The organism is Brevundimonas sp. FV1ye28, from assembly GCF_058681135.1.
Map to the genome: position 1 here is coordinate 1,760,962 of NZ_CM178731.1, position 16,140 is coordinate 1,777,101.

The 16,140-nt window shown below is 67.6% G+C and carries 13 protein-coding genes; 2 read left to right on the top strand and 11 right to left on the bottom strand.

All coding sequences use genetic code 11. The annotated features are described in order from the left end of the window. Positions 1-59: 59 nt before the first annotated feature. Both pyk and ACW171_RS08705 read right to left on the bottom strand, forming a co-directional pair. Complete coding sequence (gene pyk, locus ACW171_RS08700; RefSeq protein WP_492092779.1) at positions 60-1,493, bottom strand: pyruvate kinase; 1,434 nt, start codon at positions 1,491-1,493, stop codon at positions 60-62. Between the two features lie 102 nt (positions 1,494-1,595). Further along, a complete protein-coding gene (locus tag ACW171_RS08705) occupies positions 1,596-3,293 on the bottom strand; it encodes an alkaline phosphatase family protein (RefSeq protein WP_492092780.1) in 1,698 nt (565 codons plus the stop codon). A 125-nt stretch (positions 3,294-3,418) separates the two neighbouring features. On the opposite strand from ACW171_RS08705, the gene ACW171_RS08710 reads away from it, so the two are divergent. Next, positions 3,419-3,853: a c-type cytochrome gene (locus ACW171_RS08710; protein ID WP_492092781.1), complete on the top strand. Its 435-nt coding sequence runs from the start codon at positions 3,419-3,421 to the stop codon at positions 3,851-3,853. 161 nt (positions 3,854-4,014) lie between these two features. Here the strand turns inward: ACW171_RS08710 and ACW171_RS08715 are convergent, their stop codons facing one another. The 4 genes from ACW171_RS08715 to ACW171_RS08730 all read right to left on the bottom strand — a co-directional run bounded on the left by ACW171_RS08715 (position 4,015) and on the right by ACW171_RS08730 (position 9,122). After that, entirely contained in the window at positions 4,015-5,523 is a 1,509-nt protein-coding gene (locus ACW171_RS08715; protein WP_492092782.1) for a UxaA family hydrolase, read from the bottom strand. 34 nt (positions 5,524-5,557) lie between these two features. Next, entirely contained in the window at positions 5,558-6,739 is a 1,182-nt protein-coding gene (locus ACW171_RS08720; RefSeq protein WP_492092783.1) for a TMEM43 family protein, read from the bottom strand. 104 nt (positions 6,740-6,843) lie between these two features. After that, a complete protein-coding gene (locus ACW171_RS08725) occupies positions 6,844-7,812 on the bottom strand; it encodes an NAD-dependent epimerase/dehydratase family protein (protein WP_492092784.1) in 969 nt (322 codons plus the stop codon). Between the two features lie 5 nt (positions 7,813-7,817). Next, complete coding sequence (locus ACW171_RS08730; protein WP_492092785.1) at positions 7,818-9,122, bottom strand: UDP-glucose dehydrogenase family protein; 1,305 nt, start codon at positions 9,120-9,122, stop codon at positions 7,818-7,820. Between the two features lie 131 nt (positions 9,123-9,253). Here ACW171_RS08730 and ACW171_RS08735 point away from each other — a divergent pair, with 131 nt between their 5' ends. After that, positions 9,254-10,120, top strand: coding sequence for a WecB/TagA/CpsF family glycosyltransferase (locus ACW171_RS08735; RefSeq protein ID WP_492092786.1), 867 nt, complete (start codon positions 9,254-9,256; stop codon positions 10,118-10,120). Here the strand turns inward: ACW171_RS08735 and ACW171_RS08740 are convergent. From ACW171_RS08740 to ACW171_RS08760, 5 genes are all read right to left on the bottom strand, one after another. After that, positions 10,117-10,926, bottom strand: a complete 810-nt coding sequence (locus ACW171_RS08740; protein WP_492092787.1) for a metallophosphoesterase family protein — start codon at positions 10,924-10,926, stop codon at positions 10,117-10,119. The genes ACW171_RS08735 and ACW171_RS08740 overlap by 4 nt on opposite strands. 31 nt (positions 10,927-10,957) lie before the next feature. Then, positions 10,958-13,261: a glycoside hydrolase family 3 N-terminal domain-containing protein gene (locus ACW171_RS08745; protein WP_492092788.1), complete on the bottom strand. Its 2,304-nt coding sequence runs from the start codon at positions 13,259-13,261 to the stop codon at positions 10,958-10,960. A 143-nt stretch (positions 13,262-13,404) separates the two neighbouring features. Beyond that, a complete protein-coding gene (locus tag ACW171_RS08750) occupies positions 13,405-14,565 on the bottom strand; it encodes a glutathionylspermidine synthase family protein (RefSeq protein WP_492092789.1) in 1,161 nt (386 codons plus the stop codon). 11 nt (positions 14,566-14,576) lie between these two features. Beyond that, on the bottom strand, positions 14,577-15,317 hold the full coding sequence (locus tag ACW171_RS08755; protein WP_492092790.1) for a PspA/IM30 family protein: 741 nt from the start codon (positions 15,315-15,317) through the stop codon (positions 14,577-14,579). Positions 15,318-15,334: 17 nt separating this feature from the next. Then, entirely contained in the window at positions 15,335-15,772 is a 438-nt protein-coding gene (locus ACW171_RS08760) for a YjfI family protein (RefSeq protein ID WP_492092791.1), read from the bottom strand. Positions 15,773-16,140: the final 368 nt, after the last annotated feature.

The following is a 16,140-nucleotide window of genomic DNA, read 5'->3' on the forward strand; positions in this document are numbered from 1 at the left end:
AACCAGACCCCTCATCCGAGCGGCTCCGCCGCCCACCTTCTCCCCCGAGGGGAGAAGGGTCACCGCTTCGCCTTCTTGGCCGGAGCATGCGCCAGTCGCAGGAGATTCGCAGCCCCCGGCGCGCCGAAGGGGGTGCCGGCCAGGATCAGGATGCGCTGGCCGGGTTCGGCGAGACCGTAATCCATGGCCGAAACGACCGCGTCCTCGGTGACATCCTCCAGGCTGGTCGGCTCCTTGCCGAGACGGGGCTCCAGACCCCAGACGAGGGCCAGCCTGCGCGCCGTCTCCGGCTTGGGCGTCAGGGCGAGAATGGGCTGGAGCGGGCGTTCGCGGGACATGCGCCGCGCCGTGCCGCCAAGCGTCGTGAAGACGACGATACAGCCCGTCGACTGGGCCTCGCCGGCCTTCCTGGCCGCGGCGACCAGGGCATCGGCGTCGAAACCCTCCATGCCGGCGTGTTCGGCGTCCATCAGGCTGGGCCACAGGGGATCGCTTTCGACCCGCTCCATGATCCGGTTCATGATGCCGACGGATTCCAGCGGATAGTCGCCCGACGCCGTCTCGGCCGACAGCATCAGGGCGTCGGCGCCCTCATAGACCGCGTTTGCGACGTCGGAGGCCTCGGCGCGGGTGGGCGCGGGCGAGGACGTCATGGATTCCAGCATCTGGGTCGCGACGATGACCGGGACGCCGCGCTGGCGGGCGGCGCGGATGATGCGCTTCTGGGCGACGGGGACCTCTTCGGCCGGCATCTCCACGCCCAGGTCTCCGCGCGCGACCATGACGCCGTCGCAGTAGTCGAGGATGCTCTCCAGATCCTCGAGCGCCTGAGGCTTTTCGATCTTGGCCAGACAGGCGGCGCGACCTTTCACGATCGACTTCAGCTCGGCCATGTCCTCCGGCTTCTGCACGAAGCTGAGCGCGACCCAGTCGACGCCGATGCGCAGGGCGAAGTTCAGGTCCTCGCGGTCCTTAGGCGTCAGGGCCGAAACGGGAATGATCGCTTCGGGCACGGCGACGCCCTTGCGGTCGCTGAGTTTCGAGCCGCTCTCGACCGTGACGTCGCACCACTCGTCGGAGCGCTTGCCGACGCGCAGACGAACCCGGCCGTCGTCGAGCAGCAGCAGCATGCCCTCGCGAAGGGCCTTGAAGATTTCGGGGTGAGGCATCTGCACCCGCGTCTCGTCGCCCGGCGTCGGGTCGAGGTCGAAGCGCATCTGATGGCCCGGCTTCACCGAGATCTCGACATTGGCGAAGCGGCCGAGGCGGAGCTTGGGACCCTGGAGGTCGGCCAGCACGCCCAGCGGGCGTTTCAGCGCCAGCTCGGCGCCGCGCACGGCCTTCAGGTTGGCGGCATGATCCTCATGCGAGCCGTGGCTGAAGTTGAGGCGAAAGACATCGACCCCGGCCTCGGCCAGAGCCTTGACCATGCCGGGCGTGCGGCTGGCCGGTCCAAGCGTCGCGACGATGCGCGCGCGGCGTTGTCTGATCATGATTGTCCCGTTGGCCGGTCGCGTTTCCCTGACGCTGTTGTGCCAACGAAACGCGGCGAGGGTAAGGGCGGCTCCCTGCGGGAAACAGGAAGTGAGTCTCTGTTACCGGGTCGAGGCGGGCACCGGGCAGGCGGAAGCATCGAACACGCCCAGATCCATGCAGCGTCCTTCGAGCCCGTCCGGCGTCGCGACACCGATCAGATTGGCCAGGGTCGGGGCGATATCGATGGTGCGAGCGGGGAAGAACCGCTCCTGGCCCGCCGGCAGGTCCGGCGACCAGAAGATGATCGGCACGCCGCGATCATAGTCCCAGGGCGTGCCATGGGTGGACAGGGTGCCGGTGGCGCGGCCGGGCACGGTCGTGGTGTTGGGCCACTGGGCCACGACGATGTCAGGCGAACGGCCCTCGACGGCGCCGAGGCGGTGACGCTCCAGCAGGGTCAGCTCCTGCGGGCTTTGGGTCGGGCGCGGCAGGGGTGAGGCCAGGACCTCCTCGATCGTCCAGGCTCCGGCGACGTTCGCCTCTGCGCGCAGCAGTTCGACGGCGGCGGCGGCGATCTCGTCGCGACGCGGATCGGCCAGTTCCCTGTTGCCCTCGCCGACGACCATGAGACCGGAGCCGCCGTAGGAGATGGGATTCACCGTCAGAGCGAAGCGGCCTTTCAGCGTCGTGTTCAGGCGGCCCAGCAGGGCCGGGTCGCCACGCACGGCGTCATGATAGCCGCGCTCGTGCATCCGCTCGGGGAAGTCGGACCCGCCGTGGTCGGCGGTCAGGACCACGACGACGCCCGGCTGTTGTGCCAGACGGTCGAGGAAGGCGCCCAGCGCCACGTCGAGCCGGTACATCTGTTCGCACATCTCCGGCCCCTGGGTGCCGAAGGAGTGGCCGATCCGGTCGGTGGCCGAGAGGCTGACGCCCAGCATGTCGACGACGCCGCGACGACCCAGGGCCTGGCTGTTCAGAAGCTCGGTCGCCGCCTCCAGGGTCAGTTCGTCCAGCAGGGGGGAGGTGTCGATCTCGAAACCCCGCACCGGCGGCAGGGTCGCGCGGAAGGTCTGGCCGCTGACCGTCCATTCGCCTTCGAGTGCCCGGCATTCCGGCCGGGTGTAGGTCCAGTTCGGGGCCGAGGCGGCGAACCGGGCGTTGATGCGGCGGTTCAGGTCGGCGACCGGGCGAAGCTTGTCTTCAGCGCTTTTGCCCGGCTCGACATAGGTGGTGAAGCCGAAGTCGTCGGTCAGCCAGAAGACGCCGTCGCCGTGGTGGCCTGCCAGATTGATGGCGCCCCGGTCCTTGCCCGAGACGGCATAGACGCGGCTGGTCGGGCTGTCGGCCTTGACCCAGTCGGCCAGGGTCGTGGCACGCAGCTGGCCGGGACCGACCGGACCGTTGTCGGTGTTGCGCCCGTGGGCGAGCGTGTTTTCCGGCGCGGCGAGGCAATAGACTTCTTGACCCGTCGCGCGATCGATCCAGTCATTGGCCGGGATGCCGGTGCTGGCCGGATTCATGCCGGTCAGGATGGTGGAGTGACCCGGGCAGGTCTCGGTCATCGCATGCTGCTGGAAGCCGTTGGCGTAGACGAGGCCGTGGTCCGTCAGGGTGTGCAGGCCGCCGGTGAACCGATCGCGGTACTGGTTATAGAGGTTGGAGCTGAACTGATCGACGACGATGGTCACGATCAGGGTCGGCTTGGTCGGTGCGGCCGTCGCCGGGGTCTGCGCCGAGACCGTCGAGGCCATCACACCGCTCGCCAGAGCGCAGGTCGTGACAAGGGCGGCGAGGCGGACGATCGGTCTGGACATGGTTTCACCGTGGCTCTTCGGGCGCCCGCCTTAGACCGGGTTCGTTACGGCACCAAGACGCTCATCGGCCGCGTTGACAGGATGATCGGCCGGGCCTAGCTCGCGGCTCGACCATGGGGACGCCGATGACCGCCTTGAAAGTCCTGACGCCGGCGCTCGCCGCCCTGACGCTCGCCGCCTGTTCCGGCGAGCCTGCACGGCCGGATAAGCCCGAAACACCCGTCGTCCAGGTCGCCGACGTGTCCCAGCTGACCGGGGACGTGGAGGCGGGGCGCGTCGCCTTCGGCCAGTGCCGCAGCTGTCACACCGTCGAGGCCGGCGTGAACCGGGTGGGGCCCAGCCTGCATGCGATCGTGGGGCGACCGGTCGGGACCGTGGCGGACTATCGCTACTCGACCGCGATGGCGGCGGTGGGCGGCGTCTGGGACGAGCAGCACCTGTATGACTTCCTGGAGAAGCCGCGCGAAGTCGTGTCCGGCACCAAAATGACCTTCCTCGGCATCAAGGACGGCCAGCGACGGGCGGACCTGATCGCCTACCTGAAGACCCAGGCGAACTAGGGTCCGCGTCGCCTTCCCTCTCACCGTGCACCCCGGCGAAGGCCGGGGTCCAGATCACGGATGCGTTTCGCCGGGATAAGGCACCGAGACCGACGCCGCCCGCCAGAGTCAGCCATCTGGACCCCGGCCTTTGCCGGGGTGCACGGGCGATAGACTATGGCCTACATCGTCGCGCCGAGGCGCCAGGGCTGGATCTCGTCCTCGCCGAAGCCGAGGGCTTCGGAGGCCGTGATCTTGCCCGAGGCGGTGGCGAGGATGGTCTCGAAGATCTCGGCGCCGAGGGCGTCGAGCGACATGCCCTCGTCCAGCACCCGGCCGCAGTCGATGTCGATATCGTCGGGCATGCGACGGGCGAGCGCGGAGTTGGTCGCCAGCTTCAGACTGGGGGCCGGCTTGGCGCCGAAGACCGATCCCCGGCCAGTCGTAAAGCAGATCAGGGTGGCCCCGCCCGCGATCTGGCCCGTGGCCGAAACGGGGTCGTAGCCGGGCGTGTCCATGAAGACGAGGCCGTGGGCCGTGACCGGCTCGGCGTATTCATAGACGGCGGAGAGGGGCGCGGAGCCCGCCTTGGCCACGGCGCCCAGCGACTTCTCGAGGATGGTCGTCAGGCCGCCGGCCTTGTTGCCGGCCGAGGGGTTGTTGTCGAGCGAGCCGCCGGTGGTCTCTACGTGCTTTTCCCACCAGGCGATGCGGCGCATCAGCTTGGCGGAAACCTCGGGCGAGGCGCGGCCGGTCAGCAGATGTTCGGCGCCGTAGATCTCGGGGGTTTCCGACAGGATGGCCGTGCCGCCCTGGGCGACGATCAGGTCGACGGCGCAACCCAGCGCCGGGTTGGCGGTCATGCCGGAATAGCCGTCGGAACCGCCGCACTGCAGGCCCACGACCAGTTTCGACACCGGCTGGGGCGTGCGCGTCAGGGAGGCGGCGCGGTCGGCCATTTCCATCATCCGGTCGATGCCGCGCTGGATAGTGGAGGCGGCACCACCCTCGTCCTGAATGGCCATGACGCCGAGATCGGCGGAACCCTCCATGCCCTCGGCCTCCATCAGGCTGGAGATCTGGTTGGTCTCGCAACCGAGCCCCAGCATCAGGACACCGGCGACATTGGGATGGCGCGCATAGCCCGACAGGGTCCGGCGCAGCATGTCCATGGCCTCGCCTTCCGACGCCATGCCGCAGCCCGAGCCGTGGGTGATGGCGACGACGCCGTCGATGGTCGGGTGGCTGTCGCCGAGCCGGGCCTCGACCTCGCGGGCGATGCGGCGGGCGACCATGGCCGAACAGTTCACCGAGGTGACCACCGCCAGATAGTTGCGGGTGCCGACCCGGCCGTCGGCGCGCAGGTAGCCGTCGAAGGTGCGGGGCTCGGCGGGCGCGGCGGAGACGCCAGCGACGACACCGGTGTCAGCGCGGGCCGAAATATCGCCGACGCCGAGGTTGTGGACGTGGACCCAGTCGCCGGGCGCGATGGAGGCGCTCGCCGCGCCGATGACCTGTCCGTACTTGCGGACCTGGCCGCCGACGGCGACGGGCTTGAGTGCGATCTTGTGTCCTGCGGGGACGTCGGTCGTGGCGGTGACGCCCTCGACGGTCTCGCCGGCGGACAGGGGACGGACGGCGACGGCGACGTCGTCATTGGGATGGAGGCGGAGAATGGTCGGGGAGGACATGGCCCTCCCCGCCTAGCATGTCGCGATCAAAACGTCAGGCCGCCGCGGTCTCGGCCGCCAGCTTCTTCTTCGAACGGCCGCGGCCGAACCGGTAGACGGCGAAGGCGATGGCGCCACCGATGGCCAGGATGATGATCGTCGTGATCGGACGGAAGGCGAGCCAGGCCAGGGCGATGGTCACCGTGCCCACGATCAGGCCCAGCACGAAGCCGATCAGTCCCGTCCCCATGCGAACGATGGTGCCGGCCAGGGGCAGGACATCGGCCAGCACGCCGAACGGGGCCAGGATCAGGCCGAAGCCCACCATCAACAGGATCATGCCGACGACGCGGATGATCCAGGCGACGACGTTGTTGGCGTCCTGCGCGGACTGGAACATGTCTCCGGCCGGCACGTCGCCGTCAGCGACAAGCAGGAACTCCGAGCCGTTGCGGGCGCGGTAGTCGAGGAAGTTGTCGCCGTTCTGACGGGCGACGACGCTGATCTCCGACGCCGGCGTGACTTCATAGGAAATGCGCACATCGCCGATGACGGGGACGCGGGCATTCTCGCCCATGAAAACGGTCCCGCCCGAGACCTCGTGCTCCGGAGCTTCGCCGATCGCAGCGGCGATGGACTCGGCCTGATCCGTCAGATTGAGGGGCTGGGCACCACCGACCTGGCCGAGGACGTTCTCTTCCAGCTGATAGTCGCCCAGGGTCGCGTCGGTCGCATAGATCTCGGTGCCCTCGAAGGGCGGGGTCGGGTTCTCGTGACCGGCCGGGGTGTTGAAGGCGCTGGAATCGATGGCGGTCGCGGACCAGACCTTCGTGTAGGTGTAGGTGGTGACCGTCTCTTCGCCGCCGCCCAGCTTGGTGCGGCTCTCTGACTTGGATTCCTCCTGCCACTGGTACATCTCGGCCGTCCGCGCCAGCTTCAGGCCGGTGGCGGAGACGCCGAACTCATTGTCTTCGATCGGCGCGGTCACGGCGGTCTGGCCGGTGACGTGAATCAGCTTCTGATCGTTCGACGGATCGATCGGGGACGCGGGTGCCTCGACCACCGCGCCGGCGCCCTCGGTCAGGCCGCGCGCGACCTTGACGGCGTTGCCCTCGTTCCAGGCCAGGCCCCAGACGCAGGCGAAGATCAGGACGATGCCGACCAGGACGCCGGCGAAGGCCGAGCCGATCCGGCTGAACCAGCCCTGTTTGGTGGTGACGGTGACTTGATCCGGCATGACGCTCCCCCGAGCTCACGGTCGAAACCCGACCGCCAGGGGCGCAGATATAGCACCGCTTGGCCGGTGCGACAGCGAGGCGAAGCTTACAGAAACTGACGGCGCTACAGCCCGCGCCAGCCCCGCCACCAGGTCACGAACCGGCCCAGCCCCTCGGCGAGGGCGACCTTCGGGGCATAGCCGGTCAGGGCGTTCAACTTCGACACATCGGCATAGGTGGCGGTGACGTCGCCGGCCTGCATCGGCCGCATGATCTTGACCGCCTCGCGGCCGAGCGCCGCTTCCAGCGTGGAGATCATGTCCATCAGGCCGACAGGGCTGGAATCACCGATATTGTAGACCTCGTGCCCGCCATGAGGCGGCGGGTTGTCCAGCACGCCGACCACGCCATCGACGATGTCGTCGATATAGGTGAAGTCGCGGGCCATCCTGCCCTCGCCATAGACCTCGATCGGGTCGCCCCGCATGATCTTTTCAGTGAAGCTGAAGTAGGCCATGTCCGGCCGGCCCATCGGTCCGTAGACGGTGAAGAAGCGCAGACCCGACTGGGGGAAGCCGTAGAGCGAGGCGTAGCTCTGGCTCAGCAGTTCGCAGGCCCGTTTGGTGGCGGCGTAGAGGGAGACCGGCGACACGGTCGGGTCATCCTCGCGGAATCCCTCCCCCGCCAGCGGCCGATCACCATAGACCGAGCTGGAGGACGCATAGACCAGATGCTCGACGCCGTTGTGGCGGCAGGCCTCCATGATCGACAGGTGGCCCTGAAGATTGGAGCGCTGATAGGCGAAGGGGTTCTCGATCGAGTAGCGGACCCCGGCCTGGGCCGCGAGATGCACCACCCGCTTCGCGCCAGAAGACCGGACTAGCTCGTGCATGGCCTCCGCATCGGCGATGTCGGCGCGGACCATGCGGAGTGCCGGATAGGCCGCCAGGCGCTCGGCCCGCAGGTCCTTCAGGGCGACGTCATAATAGGCGTTGAACTCGTCCACGCCGATGACGCTCTCGCCCCGCTGCAGCAGACGTTCGGCGACATGCATGCCGACGAAGCCGGCCGCACCGGTGACGATGACGGTCACGCCGCTCAGCCCCGGCCGATGCTGGTGTAGGCGAAGCCGCGCGCGCGCATCTCGGCCGGACGATAGACGTTCCTCAGATCGACGATGACCGGGGCGCGGGCCAGGAGCTTGATCCGGTCCAGATCGAGCGCGCGGAACTGGTCCCACTCGGTCAGGATGACGATGGCGTCGGCACCTTCCGTCGCTGCGTAGGCGTCGTCGCGATAGTCCACGTCGGGCAGAAGCTTTCCGGCCTCGTGCATGCTTTCGGGATCATAGGCCTGAACCTTGACGCCTGCGGCGATCAAGGCGGGGACGATGTCGAGGCTGGGCGCGTCACGCATGTCGTCGGTATTCGGCTTGAAGGCCAGCCCCAGAAGGCCGACCGTCTTGCCCTGCCCCGAGCCGCCGAGAGCCGCGATGACGCGGTCGGCCATGGCCTTCTTGCGCGCATCATTGACCTCGACGGTCGTTTCGATCAGGCGCACCGGCGTACCGTACTGCTGGGCCGTGCGGACCAGGGCGACGGTGTCCTTGGGGAAGCAGGAGCCGCCATAGCCGGGGCCGGCGTTGAGGAATTTCGAGCCGATCCGCCCGTCCAGACCGATGCCCTTGGCCACTTGCTGCACATCGGCGCCGACCTGTTCGCACAGGTCCGCGATCTCGTTGATGAAGGTGATCTTCAGCGCCAGGAAGGCGTTGCCCGCGTACTTGATCAGCTCGGACGTGCGACGGGCGGTGTAGACCACGGGAAAGTCGTTCAGGCTGAGCGGGCGATAGACCTCGGCCATGACCGCCTTGGCGCGTTCGTCCTCGGTGCCGATCACGACGCGGTCGGGACGTTTGAAGTCCTCGATGGCGGCGCCTTCGCGCAGGAACTCGGGGTTGGAAACGACGGCGAAATCGGCGTCCGGATTGACGCGGCGGATGATGGCCTCGACCTCGTCGCCCGTACCGACCGGCACGGTCGACTTGTTGACGATTACGGTGAAGCCTTCGACCAGGCCGGCGATCTCTTCGGCTGCGGCGTAGACGTAGGACAGATCGGCGTGGCCGTCGCCGCGGCGGGTCGGGGTGCCCACGGCGATGAAGACGACATCGGCCGAACGGATGGCCTCGGCACCGTCGAGCGTGAACGACAGGCGACCGGCACGGACGTTCTCGGCGACCAAGGCTTCGAGACCGGGCTCGAAGATCGGAATCTCTCCGGCGTTCAGCCGCTCGATCTTGGAAGGATCCTTGTCGACGCAGACGACCGTATGGCCGAAGTCGGCGAAACAGGCGCCGGACACCAGGCCTACATAGCCGGTGCCAATCATCGTAACGCGCATCGAGTTCTCCCCCAGCGACAGCCGACAAGCTGTAGCTCAGCATATGGTGCGGTGCAAAACGTCACGAATGCACGGCGCGTTAAGCCTGTCCTCTTACCCGATCTTGAGTGTCTTCGCCGCAGGATCGGGCGATGACCGACACGTCGCCCTACCTTTTGCCGGAAGCCGCCGTCGATCGGCGACAGCGGGCGCGCGCGCCGTTCCGCAAGGCGAGACGCCAGCGCGAGCGCGTCCGCCTGCTGGGCCAGACCGTGGATCTGGTGCGTCCCGAAGAGGTTCTGCATCACGTCGAAACCTGGGTCGATGCGCGTCGCAAGGTCGTCATCGCCAACCACAACCTGAACAGCCTGGCCCTGCTGCAAAAGGAGCCGAGGCTTCAGCGGTTCTACGACCGGGCCGATCTGGTGGAGGTCGATTCCACCCCACTGATCTATTTCGCGAAGCTGTTGGGGCTGCAGGGCAAGGCGTTTCATCGCTGCACCTACCTGGACTGGCGCGACCATTTCTGGAGCCTGGTGAACCGCAAGGGCTGGCGCGTCATGTATATCGGCGGCGAACCCGCCGTCGTCGAGCAGGCACGCGAACGCCTGAGCAGCGAGTTTCCCAACGCCGACATCAAGGTCCGCAACGGCTTCTTCGTCGCCACGCCCGGATCGAGCGACAACGCGGCGGTGGTCGCCGAGGTGAAGGCGTTCGACCCGCATATCCTGTTCGTCGGCATGGGCATGCCGCGCCAGGAACTGTGGATCCTCGACAACCTGGACGCCCTTCCCGACTGCGCCGTCTTCTCGGTCGGCGCCGCCTTCGACTATGAGGCCGGAGAGCAGAAGGCTGCACCCCGCTGGATGGGTCCAATGGGCGTCGAGTGGCTGTTCCGCCTCGTCCATGATCCCAGGCGGCTGGCGCGTCGCTATCTGATCGAGCCGTGGAGTCTGAGCCACCTGATCGCGGCCGACCTGCGGACCGCCTTCAAGAGCCGTCTGGCGGGTCGAGCCTAGGCTATCGCCAGGGCGCCGGTCGTGATCGCCACGCGTCCGGCCCGACCGGTCGCCTGAAGCAGGACACGGGTCTCGCCCTCCAGCCGAACGGCCGACAGCACATTGGTGGCATAGGCGCCCGTGTCGACGCCGATGCGGCGCGCGTCGGAATGCACCGCCTCGGTCGGCGTATGGCCATGTACGACCACCTGCTCGAACGGAGCCGGATGGTCGAGGAAAGGCTGGCGGATCCACAACAGGTCTTCCGGCGACTGGGCCGGCAGGGCGATACCGGGCCGGGCACCGGCGTGGGCGAAGAAATAGTCGCCGATCGAGACCGACAGTTCCTGTGACGCCAGAAGGTCGTGATGCGATTCAGGCAGGGCCTCGGCGAGCGCGCGCGACGCCTCCGCCCAGGCCTGGGCGTCGCCCCGCATCGGCGGCGGGTTCACGCCGTAGGAGACCAGGGTGTCGCGCCCGCCGTAGTCGCACCAGGACGGGCCGACCATGGGGTCGTGCAGGAAGGCCTCCATCCGTTCCTCATGGTTGCCCTTGATGAAATGGACTTCCAGCGCCGGGTCGGCCGCCAGGTTGCACAGCTGATTCAGCACGCCCTTGGAATCGAGACCCCGATCCACGTAGTCGCCGAGAAAGACCACGACCTTGCGCGTAGCCTCGGCCGCGTGCAGGTCGGCGCGGAGGGCCTGGATCAGCCGGTCGGCGAGATCGGACCGACCATGGATATCCCCGACCGCCCAGACGACACAGTCAGCGGGCGTGCGAGATGTCCTGCGGGCCGGTCGATTGGGAAACAGGCGAGACAGCATGTGATTCCCATGCCCGCTCGCCTCACCGGGTTCAAGCGGAACGCGGCCCCAGTGTCAGACTCGCCGGCTCGCCCGCCTGGGCCGATGACGTCAGCCACACGTCGAACGCACCGGGCTGGACCGTCGGACGACCGTCGGCCCCGATGTATTCCAGCTGCTCGCGACGCAGGGTGAAGGTCACCGTCTTGGTCTCGCCTGCGGCCAGTTCGACCTTCTTGAAGTCGCGCAGGCGACGGCCCGGCTGGGTCAGGTCGGCGACCCGGTCGCGGATATAGAGCTGCACCGTCTCCTCGACAGAGCGGTCGCCGGTGTTGGCGACCTCGACCGAAAGCTCGACCGCGCCGGACCAGTCCAGGGTGGCCTGCGCCGGGGTCACGTCGCCATGGGTCACCGTCCCGTAGGTCAGGCCGTGGCCGAACGGATAGAGGGCGGTGTTGGTCGTCTCGCGATAGCGGGCGACATACTCCTGCGACGCCAGGGCGTTGTTGGCCGGGCGGCCGGTGATCTTGTGGTCATAGCTGTAGGGTTGCTGACCCGAGCGGTGCGGGAAGCTGACCGGCAGGCGACCAGACGGCGAGGCCTTGCCGAACACGACGTCGGCGACGGCGTGGCCCATCTCTCCGCCCAGGAACCAGGTGACGACGATGGCGCCGGCGTCCTTGATCGGACCGGCCAGTTCCATGGCCCGCCCGTTGCGCAGCAGGACGACGACGGGCTTGCCGGTCGCGGCGACGGCGTCGGCGAGGGCGCGCTGAGGCGCGGGGATGTCGATCTCGGTGCGCGACTGGGCCTCGCCCGACATGCGCGCGCTTTCGCCGATGGCCAGGACGACGACATCGGCCGCCTGGGCCGCAGCGACCGCAGCCTCGATACCGCCGGGGACGCCGGTCTCGACGTCGGAGCCCTTGACCACGGTCAGGGCAGCCTCGTACTTCAGGACGGCGCGGAAGCCGGCCTCCAGAGAAATCCGGCGGGTTTCGTCGCCCCAGATGGTCCAGGGACCGAAGATGTTTTCGACGTCGTCGGCGAAGGGACCGATCAGGGCGATCTTCTGGCCTTCGGTCTTCAGCGGCAGGAGGCTGTCCTCGTTCTTCAGCAGGACGATGGATTTGACCCCGGCCTCGCGGGCCAGGTCGCGGTGTTCGCGCGAGCCGACGACCAGACGTTCCCGTTCCGGGTCGCAGCCGCGATAGGGGTCGTCGAATAGGCCGAGCGCCGCCTTGGTCATCAGGACGCGACGCACCGCCTGATCCACGCGGGCCAGGGGGACGTCGCCCTTCTCGACCAGATCGGGGATGTGTTCGAGGAACAGACCCGAGACCATCGACATGTCCATGCCGGCCATGAGGGCGATGCGTGCCGCGTCGCGCCCGTCGACGGCAAAGCCGTGGGCGATCAGCTCCTGCTCGGCCGTGTAGTCCGAGACGACGAAGCCGGTGAAACCCCATTCGTCCCGCAGAATCTCGGTCAACAGATAGGGGTTGCCGGAGGCCGGCACGCCGTTGAGGTCGTTGAAGGCGGTCATGACCGACAGGGCGCCCGCGTCGAACGCGGCCCGGAACGGCGGCAGGAAGGTCCCGCGCAGCGTCGCCTCTGACATGTCGGTCGTGTTGTATTCCATGCCAGCAATACCGGCGGAATAGGCGGCGAAATGCTTGGGCGTGGCCAGAAGAGCGTCGCGGTCCGCCAGGCCTCTTTCGCCCTGGAAGCCCCGCACGCGGGCGACGGCCAGGACTTCGTTCAGCCAGACGTCCTCGCCCGCGCCCTCGACGCCGCGACCCCAGCGCTGATCGCGCGCCACGTCGACCATGGGGGCGTAGGTCTGATGGATGCCGGAGGCCGCGCCTTCCAGAGCCGCCGCCCGCGCGGTGCGTCGGGCCAGGTCGGCGTCGAAGGCCGATGCCTCGGCCAAGGGCACGGGGAAGACGGTCTTCAGCCCATGGATGATGTCGGCGGCGAACAGGAGCGGGATGCCCAGCCGGCTTTCCTCGACGGCGATCTTCTGGATACGACGGCCCGCCTCGGCGCCCACGCCGTTGAACAGGTTGCCGACGGCGCCGTCGCGAATCATCTGGGTGACGCGCGCGGGGTCGCCCTGGCCGTCCAGCGGGTTCACGTTCATGGGCCGGAAGCGGAACGGATCGCCCAGCAGGTTCAGCTGGCCCGCCTTTTCCTGGATAGTCATGCGGGCGATCAAGGCGTCGACGCGGTTCAGATCCGCCGCCTGTTTGGCCTGAGCGCCACGGGGGGCCGCCACCATGGCTGCGCCCAGCGTCGCCAGTCCGGCGGCTGCGGCCAGGATGGAACGGCGGTCGGTCGCACGCATGTCGATCATGGTCTGCTCTTCACTCATGGCCCATCCCATAAGGGGTCATAGGGACGAAGTCAGGTCGCGACATGCATCATCGACGCATCGTCAGACCCTCGGTGGAGAGCCTTGTAACCGGTTACGCGGCTGCGTGCATCTCCCGATGCGGATCAATCGCGAATGAAATGGGGAACGAACTGCGACGTGTTGCGGGTGATCCGCCCGTGGTCTTCGCGCACCGACATGCCCGCCGCCTCCTCGCCCACGACCCAGGAGCCGATGATGGCGTGGCGGCCGTCGAAGACCGGCGGGGCGTGGATGGCCTGAAGGATGGCGCGCCCGTCGTAGCCGCCGTCATCGCCGCGTTCCGTGCCGGACGGCTCCACGATCGAGATGTTGTCGCCCTCGCGCGAGAACAGGGGCTTGCGCACATGGGCCGACGACAGGGCCGAGGCCTTGGGGTCGTCCTCGAAATAGGCCTCGAGCAGGTTCGGGTGCCCCGCGTGCCGTTCCCACAGCAGCGGCAGGATACCCTTGTTGGACAGAAGCGACTTCCACGCCGGCTCCAGCACAAGCACATCGGCGCTCGGCAGAGGCTGGGCGTAGTCGTCACGCAGCATCTGTTCCCAGGGGTATAGTTTGAACATGGCCTGGATCAGCCAGTTCTCCTCGTCCACGAACCGACCGTCGGCGTTCAGGCCGATGTCGCCGATGGCCACGAACTTGGGGTCCAGCCCCGCCTGTTTCGCCAGATCCTCGAGATAGAGGACCGTCTGGCGATCCTCGATGAAGTCCCGGACCGACGAGAAATGCACGAAACCTCCATCGGGGAAGATGGAGCGGAAGCGCGCGACCAGCTTCTCGTGCAGGCTGTTGAACTGGTCGGCGTCGGCCGGGATCGAGCCGTCCGCCATCCGGTCCTCCAGCCAAAGCCACTGGAAGGCTCCGCTCTCGTAGATCGAGGTCGGGGTGTCGGCGTTGTATTCGTAGAGCTTGGCCGGACCCGTCCCGTCGTAGGCGAAATCGAAACGGCCATAGAGGGAGGGATCGCCCCGCTTCCAGCTGTCGGCGACGTAGTCGCGGAGCGTTTCCGGGATGTCGAGCTGCGCCATCAGCCGCTCGGACTTCACCGCCTCATCGACCAGGTCGAGACACATCTGGTGCAGTTCGGCGGTCGGGGTTTCGATCCCCTCCTCCACCTCCTGAAGGGTCAGGGCGTAGGCGACGTCGTCGGTCCAGTAGGGTTCGCCCGACATATGGTGCCAGGTGAAGCCGAGGCTGTCGGCCTTGGCCTGCCAGTCGGGACGTTCGGGAAGGATGAGGCGTTGCATGGTCGCGGCGTTCAGGCCGGATCTTTGTCCGGCGTGGCCTGCCCGATGCGCGGCGTGACCACGGTCACGTCCGACTGCGTCAGGCGCGCCAGCACGTCGTCGGCCGACGAATGCCCGGGCAGGATGCCCGCCTCCTTCAGCTTGGCGTCGAGGTCGGCACCTGTGCGCTTGTCCTCGAACTCCTGACCGACGCGCAGGCGTTCTTCCTGAACGGCCTGGCGCTGCTTGATGCGCTGCAGGCTGTCGGCGGCCGAACCGATGCGCGAGTGGGCGCCGGCCGATTGCAGGGCGACCGAGGTCTGGGCGCGCTGCACCGACTCGTTGACCTTCACGATGTCGATCTCGCGACGCAGGGTCTCGATCTTCTGGTCAGTCGAGGCGATGGCCTGGCGCAGGCGCGTCTCGGCGGCCTTCATGTTCTCGATGACCGGCTCGCGCTCGCTGATCTGGGATTCCAGCTCGGCGATACGGCCGGCGACTTCGCGAGCGAGGTCGGTCTTGCCCTGGCCCAGGGCGGCGCGGGTCGAGCTTTCGTACTTGCCGATCTGGTCGCGGAACGAGGCCATCTCGTTTTCGGCCATGCGACGGCGAGCCACGAGGCCGGCGAGGTCGTCGCGAGCCTTGCCTTGGGCGGTGTCGGCGTCGCGGATTTCCTGATCGAGGATCTTCAGCGCGTTCTGGTCGACGACGCCTTGCGCGGCGTCATGGGCCGTGCCGCGGAACAGGGCGGAGAGTTTGGACAGCATAGACATGGTTCTCGGTCTCCGGTTCAGGCGGCGAAGTTATCGCGAAGTTCGGTCGCGTCGATGGCGTTCTCGGCCAGGGTGCGCAGTTCGATCAGTATGGTCTGCAAGGTCGTCTTGGACGACAGCTCTCCCATCAGCTCATAGACGTCCTGGTCGCCGACGGTGGTGATGGCGAAGTTCGACAGGGGCACCACGCGCTGGGCCTTCAGCAGGAACTCGTTGAAGCGGGCGGTGTCGGACTGTTCCGCGACCGGCCACAGCAGGACTGAACAGACGATCTGGGCGCCGCCGACCGACAGGTAGATCGGCAGGTCGCCATACTCGTGCATGGTCGCCAGCAGGACGGGGTCGGCCCCCTCCAGCACGCGCAGGGTCATTTCCCCCTCGCGGATCAGGGTCGAGGCGTCCAGTGCCGCCTTGATGGCGAGGACGGTCCAGGCGGTTTCGATAACGGCGTCCATGTGGGGGTCGGCTCCGGTTGACGAAGAAGAAGTGGTGCGATGACGGCGGGGCGCAAGCTGGGTCTTCAGTAAAGCGGGACCGCGCGTCGAGTCGGTGACGATGGCGTGCACGGCGGCGCGCACATCGTCGCGGCAGCCCTGGGGAACCCAGAACTCCAGCTTGACCTGGCCGGCATCACGACGCGCCTTTCGCCAGGCACGGATGCGATCCGTACCAGTAGCGTTGGGCCCAGAAGCGTTGGGGCCTGACGCAGGCGGGGGAATGTCGGCGACGTCCGTCATGTTTCATGTAACGCGTAACATGAACGGTTGACGTGCGACAAGCGGGATGCGAATTTCACTCGTGGTCGCGACCCTCGCGGCGTAAA

What these genes read in the sequence shown, in the direction of transcription:
- ACW171_RS08745 (WP_492092788.1), bottom strand. Translation starts at nt 13,261, where the DNA reads ATGATCGACATGCGTGCGACCGACCGCCGTTCCATCCTGGCCGCAGCC.
- ACW171_RS08715 (WP_492092782.1), bottom strand. Translation starts at nt 5,523, where the DNA reads ATGTCCTCCCCGACCATTCTCCGCCTCCATCCCAATGACGACGTCGCC.
- ACW171_RS08740 (WP_492092787.1), bottom strand. Translation starts at nt 10,926, where the DNA reads ATGCTGTCTCGCCTGTTTCCCAATCGACCGGCCCGCAGGACATCTCGC.
- ACW171_RS08705 (WP_492092780.1), bottom strand. Translation starts at nt 3,293, where the DNA reads ATGTCCAGACCGATCGTCCGCCTCGCCGCCCTTGTCACGACCTGCGCT.
- ACW171_RS08750 (WP_492092789.1), bottom strand. Translation starts at nt 14,565, where the DNA reads ATGCAACGCCTCATCCTTCCCGAACGTCCCGACTGGCAGGCCAAGGCC.
- ACW171_RS08720 (WP_492092783.1), bottom strand. Translation starts at nt 6,739, where the DNA reads ATGCCGGATCAAGTCACCGTCACCACCAAACAGGGCTGGTTCAGCCGG.
- ACW171_RS08755 (WP_492092790.1), bottom strand. Translation starts at nt 15,317, where the DNA reads ATGTCTATGCTGTCCAAACTCTCCGCCCTGTTCCGCGGCACGGCCCAT.
- ACW171_RS08710 (WP_492092781.1), top strand. Translation starts at nt 3,419, where the DNA reads ATGACCGCCTTGAAAGTCCTGACGCCGGCGCTCGCCGCCCTGACGCTC.
- pyk (WP_492092779.1), bottom strand. Translation starts at nt 1,493, where the DNA reads ATGATCAGACAACGCCGCGCGCGCATCGTCGCGACGCTTGGACCGGCC.
- ACW171_RS08730 (WP_492092785.1), bottom strand. Translation starts at nt 9,122, where the DNA reads ATGCGCGTTACGATGATTGGCACCGGCTATGTAGGCCTGGTGTCCGGC.
- ACW171_RS08735 (WP_492092786.1), top strand. Translation starts at nt 9,254, where the DNA reads ATGACCGACACGTCGCCCTACCTTTTGCCGGAAGCCGCCGTCGATCGG.
- ACW171_RS08760 (WP_492092791.1), bottom strand. Translation starts at nt 15,772, where the DNA reads ATGGACGCCGTTATCGAAACCGCCTGGACCGTCCTCGCCATCAAGGCG.